The 4,398-nt window shown below is 69.7% G+C and carries 6 protein-coding genes, 1 tRNA gene, 1 rRNA gene and 1 pseudogene; 6 read left to right on the top strand and 3 right to left on the bottom strand.

The genetic code is table 11. The features are described from left to right. The first annotated feature begins 22 nt into the window (after positions 1-22). The 6 genes and pseudogenes from ACIRQ9_RS40310 to ACIRQ9_RS40285 all read left to right on the top strand — a co-directional run bounded on the left by ACIRQ9_RS40310 (position 23) and on the right by ACIRQ9_RS40285 (position 3,322). Positions 23-157, top strand: a complete 135-nt coding sequence (locus tag ACIRQ9_RS40310; protein ID WP_404185752.1) for an SDR family oxidoreductase — start codon at positions 23-25, stop codon at positions 155-157. Positions 158-352: 195 nt separating this feature from the next. After that, entirely contained in the window at positions 353-838 is a 486-nt protein-coding gene (locus ACIRQ9_RS40305; RefSeq protein WP_404185747.1) for a peroxiredoxin, read from the top strand. Positions 839-940: 102 nt separating this feature from the next. After that, positions 941-994: pseudogene (locus ACIRQ9_RS40300) on the top strand (hypothetical protein); the annotation flags it as partial. 157 nt (positions 995-1,151) lie between these two features. Beyond that, positions 1,152-1,469, top strand: a complete 318-nt coding sequence (locus tag ACIRQ9_RS40295; RefSeq protein ID WP_404185744.1) for a TetR family transcriptional regulator C-terminal domain-containing protein — start codon at positions 1,152-1,154, stop codon at positions 1,467-1,469. 199 nt (positions 1,470-1,668) lie between these two features. Further along, on the top strand, positions 1,669-2,691 hold the full coding sequence (locus ACIRQ9_RS40290; RefSeq protein WP_404185741.1) for a methyltransferase: 1,023 nt from the start codon (positions 1,669-1,671) through the stop codon (positions 2,689-2,691). A 61-nt stretch (positions 2,692-2,752) separates the two neighbouring features. After that, positions 2,753-3,322, top strand: a complete 570-nt coding sequence (locus ACIRQ9_RS40285; RefSeq protein ID WP_404185738.1) for a TetR/AcrR family transcriptional regulator — start codon at positions 2,753-2,755, stop codon at positions 3,320-3,322. A gap of 63 nt (positions 3,323-3,385) precedes the next feature. Here ACIRQ9_RS40285 and ACIRQ9_RS40280 read toward each other — a convergent pair. From ACIRQ9_RS40280 to rrf, 3 genes are all read right to left on the bottom strand, one after another. Continuing rightward, positions 3,386-3,458 (bottom strand) — tRNA-Thr (locus ACIRQ9_RS40280). A 76-nt stretch (positions 3,459-3,534) separates the two neighbouring features. Further along, a complete protein-coding gene (locus ACIRQ9_RS40275) occupies positions 3,535-4,197 on the bottom strand; it encodes a DegT/DnrJ/EryC1/StrS family aminotransferase (RefSeq protein ID WP_404185750.1) in 663 nt (220 codons plus the stop codon). 113 nt (positions 4,198-4,310) lie between these two features. Then, positions 4,311-4,398: ribosomal RNA gene (gene rrf, locus ACIRQ9_RS40270) — 5S ribosomal RNA — on the bottom strand; the annotation flags it as partial.

The raw sequence follows: 4,398 nt of genomic DNA, 5'->3' as shown, positions 1-4,398 counted from the left end.
CGACACCGTCGTACCCCAGAGCATGGGCATCACGTCCGGCCGCATCACCGAAGCCACCGAGGTCGCCGACCTCACCCTCTACCTCGCCTCCCCCCGCGCCGCCAACATCACCGGCACCGAGATCGTCATCGACGGCGGCCAGATCAAGACCCTCTGAGGCGATGCCGCGGGCAGCCGGACGGACGCCCGGTGAGCTGCGACCCCGGAGCCGCGCGGCCCGCGCACGTGACCGTGATGACAGGCGCATGCGGGACGGACTCCTTCCGAAGAGATAGAACGTTCTATACAGTTAGCCGCACGGACGGTCCGGCACCCCGCCGACCGGCTCGCTCCCCCCGTGAGAGGACCCGCCATGCCCGTGCCCGAGATCGGTACGCCCGCCCCCGACTTCACACTCCCCGGAGTACTGCTGGGAGACGACGGCACCGTCGACCGACAGGACTACGCACTGTCGGCGCACCGCGGTGCGCCCGTCGTCCTCGCGTTCTACCCCGGCGACGAGTCGGCGGTCTGCACCAAGCAGCTGTGCTCCTACGCCTCCGACCTGGACCGCTTCCGCGACCTCGGGGCGAACGTGTGGGGAGTCAACTTCAGCGACCTCGACAGCCACGAGCGCTTCGCCCGCAAGCGCGACCTGCGCTTCCCGCTGCTCGCCGACACCGACCGCTCGGTCGTGAAGGCGTACGGCATCCAGATGCCGGGCCTGGGCCTCAAGCGCTCGGTGTTCGTGATCGACGCCGACGGCATCGTGCGCTGGAAGCACGTCGCCCGGATCGGACTCACCTACCAGGACACCGAAACGATCACCAAGGAGCTGGCCGCGCTCACCCGCCGGTGACCGGCGGCCCGACCACCGCGAGGCCCGGGTCCCGCGAGGCCCGGGTCCGGTGCGGCAGACATAGTTGATCGACTGCTCCACAAAGCACGCCAGGCTGGCGCCATGGACCTGTTCTGGCGCCGCGGCTACGCCGGGACCTCCCTGCAGGACCTGCTCAAGGAACTGTCCATCGGCAGCGGCGGCTTCTACGCGGCCTTCGGCTCGAAGGAACGGGTCTGCCTCCGCTCCCTGGAGCGGTACGTCTCCCTCCGAGGCCGCCGGCCCGGCCGAGGCCGTCGGCGGTACGGCCGAGATCCGCGTCGCGGTCCGCGAGGTGCTCGTCTCCCTCGTGGAGGCCGATCCGACCGACCCCACACGCGGCTGTCTGGTGGTCAACGCCTCCGCCCACGGCGGAGCCCTGCCCACCCCCGCCGACCGTGTCACGGCCGCGCTCCGGCAGGTCGAGTCGGCGGTCGCCGGCGCCCTGGAGCAGGCGCGGGCGCGGGGCGCGATCTCCGCGGACAAGGATCCGAGGGAGCCGGCCCGGTTCCTCACCACGTTCACGCAGGGCCTTCGCGTCGTCGGCCGGGGCCGCACGGGACGCGAGTTCGCGGCGGACGCCCTGTCCACCGCGATGCGCGCACTGGACTGACCACAGCGCGGCACGCCCGTGTCGCCGCCGCCTCCACGGGACCGATGCAGGCCCCTTCCCGGCACTGTGCCCGAAGAGGCAACCGACGTGGTCAGCGGGCTTTTTCGGGCTTCCGCCGCCTCGCCCGCCCTGACTCAACGACCCACCGCGCACCAGGGTCTGTTTAGCATTCAACTACCAACCCACGAGGGAGACACACATGTCGGTCACCGACCCGATCACCCCTGAGCCGCTTCTCCAGCTCGGCCTCGGCTTCATGGCTTCCAAGACGCTGCTCAGCGCGGTCGAGCTGGGAGTCTTCACCACGCTGGCAAACGGCGGCCGCTACCGTGACTCGCTCGCCGCCGAGGCGGGCCTGCACCCCAGGTCCGCCGAGGACTTCCTCGACGCCCTGGTCTCCCTCGGCGTGCTGACCCGCGACGCGGACGGCCTCTACCGCAACACTCCCGCCGCCGACGTGTTCCTGGACCGCGCCAAGCCGTCCTACGTGGGCGGCATCCTGGAGATGGCCAACAACCGCCTCTTCGGCTTCTGGAACAACCTCACCGACGCCCTGCGCACCGGCAACCTCCAGAACGAGGTCGCCCACAGCGGCGCCCCGTTCTTCGCCACGCTCAGCCAGGACCCGGTCGCCTGGCGGAACTTCCTCAACGGCATGAACGGCGTCAGCACCCCGCTCGCCGCCGCCCTGGCCGCCGACTTCGACTGGACCGGCCGCCGCCGCGTCGTCGACCTCGGCGGGGCCCTCGGTGCCGTGCCGGCCGCCGTCCTGCGCGCCAACCCGGACATCACCGGCGGCGTCTTCGAACTCCCGCCCGTGGCGCCGGTCTTCGAGGAGTTCGTGGCCGCCCACGGCCTGACCGACCGCCTCGCCTTCCACGGCGGCGACTTCTTCACCGACCCGCTGCCCGAGGCCGACGTCTACGTCATGGGACAGATCCTCCACGACTGGAACCTCGAACAGCGCCGGTTCCTGCTGAAGAAGGCCTACGACGCCCTGCCCGAGGGCGGCACCCTCATCGTCTACGACGCCATGATCGACGACGAGCGCCGCCACAACACCTACGGCCTGATGCTGTCACTCAACATGCTCATCGACACCGAGGGAGGCTCCGAGTACACCGTCGCGGACGCCGCTCAGTGGCTCCAGGCGGCCGGATTCGCCAAGACCGAGGCCCGGCCCCTCATCGGCGGCTACACCGCGGTGTACGCCACCAAGTAGCATCGTCGACCGCTGACGAGACAGACCGTTCTATGCTGGCGGCATGTCGAAGGTAAAAGACGTGTCCGTACCGATTCGCCCCTCCCCGGCGCGTGAGCGACTTCTGAGCACCGCGAGCCGGCTCTTCTACGGCGAGGGCATCCGCGGGGTCGGGGTCGACCGGGTCATGGCGGAGGCCGACGTGGCGCGGGGCACCTTCTACCGGCATTTCGACGGCAAGGACGATCTGGTCCGCGCCTATCTGGAGGCCACCGACCAGCAGATCCGGGAACGCGTCGCCGAGGCGGCACGGGAGATCACCTCTCCCGCGGACTTCCTGCTCGCGGTGGCGTCCGGGATCGGCTCGGAGGTCTGCGGCACTGGGTTCCGCGGCTGTCCGTTCATCAATGCCGCGGCCGAGTACCCGGATTCCGCGAGTCCGGTCCACCGAGCCGTGCTGGAGCACCGTGCCTGGTTCCGCGAGGTGCTGCGGGACGCCTTCCAGCGCCTCGGTTCGGCCGACCCCGGGCAATCAGCCGACGCGATGGTGGCGTTGCGCGACGGTGCCATGGTGGCCGGATATCTCGGTGACCCACGGATCGCCGCCGCGGTCCTGCTGCGCGGAGTCACCGTGCTGGTCTCGGCACGCTGAACACGCTCAATAGCCCGCACACAAGAAAAGCCCCGCCCGAAAGGGCGGGGCTTTTCCTGACTGAGCCCCCAAACGGAATCGAACCGTTGACCTTCTCCTTACCATGGAGACGCTCTGCCGACTGAGCTATAGGGGCTTGTCGCCTTTTCGGGGTTTCCCCCTCGGCAACGGAATAGATCATACCCCGAACAGACCCGGGTTCCCAAACCCGTTCAGAAGGCGGGTTGGAGCAGTCCCCCGAGCGCGTTGCACGCGGACACGATCCGCTGCATCTCCCGCTTCGTCAACGAGGCGTCCACCGGCAGCGCCAGCGTCGCGTCGGCCGCCAGCTCGGTCTGCGGCAGCGAGACGCAGCGCCGGAATTCCGGCAGCCGGTGCACGGGGGTCTTCACCGGCACCCGGCAGTCAACTCCCTTGCCCCGCAGAGCCCGCGCGAAGGCGTCCCGGTCGGGTCGGCCGTTCCCCGGCACCCGTACGACGTACTGCTGGTAGGTGTGCCCGTCGCCGCCGTCCGGCGTCCGCACGCCGCGGAGCTTCGCGTCGAGGTAGGCGGCCCGCTGCCGGCGCTGCGCGATCTCGTCGTACGGCGCCTCGGACTCGCCCTGCTCCAGGACCAGCAGTCCGTGCCGCTGGCCGAGCGCCCGCAGGCCCCGGACATCGGCCCAGCGCCCGAAGCGGTGCACGACAACGACGGCCGCGGACCGGGCGGTTACCGCCGCTTCCACCGCCGGGACGTCGAGGCAGTAGGTCACCGGATCTATGTCGGCGAACACCGGAAGCGCGCCGGCGAGTGTCACGGCCTCGGCGACCTCCGCGTTCCCGAAGGCCGGCACGATGACCTCGTCGCCGACTCCGACGCCGGCGGCCCTGAGCATTGCTGCGGTACCCATGCTGCGATGCTCGATGCCCAACGTGAACTTTGCGTTACGCATACCAAAAAAGGGCTGGACCCGGAACAGAAGTTCCGGGTCCAGCCCTTTGAATGATTGTTCGGCGGTGTCCTACTCTCCCACAGGGTCCCCCCTGCAGTACCATCGGCGCTGTAAGGCTTAGCTTCCGGGTTCGGAATGTAACCG

This window comes from Streptomyces sp. NPDC101237 (assembly GCF_044767465.1).
GTDB lineage: Bacteria > Actinomycetota > Actinomycetes > Streptomycetales > Streptomycetaceae > Streptomyces > Streptomyces gramineus.
Note: the sequence above shows the minus strand (reverse complement) of the source record. Positions and strands in the feature narration are given on the sequence as shown.